At 49.7% G+C, this 582-nt stretch carries 1 protein-coding gene; it reads right to left on the reverse strand.

Going from position 1 to position 582, the window contains the following annotated elements; all coding sequences use genetic code 11:
- Nucleotides 1-290: 290 nt before the first annotated feature.
- The coding region (locus EN852_RS34725) for an SMI1/KNR4 family protein (protein WP_135879586.1) at nt 291-582 on the reverse strand (292 nt) is incomplete at its 5' end.

Genomic DNA, 582 nt, shown 5'->3' on the forward strand with positions numbered 1-582 from the left:
TCTAGAATGAGCGCACCGGGAATGGTGCCCCTAAATCTTGTCGACGCCTGCGGCTGATAAATCAGCTTGGTGAGGACATCGGAAGCCTCATGCCGCCTACTCTTCCGCTCGCGCCGCCTTACGCAAATCCCCGATAGTTCGATTCCAAAAGCGCACCAGTTCAAAATGCTCTTACCTGGTCACCCAGATCTTGTTATCCAGACTGACTGGATCACCTCCAACGATGACAGGTGTAATCTCAAACAATTCCATACCTTTGGGGCGCGAATATCCATTTTGATCGCTCATATTCATTCCGCCAACCAAGAAAATAGACCGGCAAGGTCACGCGCTATTGTCTCAGCGGATTCCCGATCCATACCTATGAATGGGACACGTACGATTGGCATGGCTGGATCTTCAGTGTCAAAGCCATAGCCTTCACCTCCGCCGCTCGAGGCGAACAAGAGGATGCCTGGCGCATATTTTTCGACTTCATATTCTCGGTTGAAATCGGCCAATTCTTCAGCCTTAAAGAAAACAATGTAGTTATCGTGAACAAAACCTTCGCCCCCATTATGCTCTTTGAGGAAGTCGGTGTAG

Origin of the sequence: Mesorhizobium sp. M2E.F.Ca.ET.209.01.1.1 (assembly GCF_004010375.2) — a bacterium.
Lineage (GTDB): Bacteria > Pseudomonadota > Alphaproteobacteria > Rhizobiales > Rhizobiaceae > Mesorhizobium.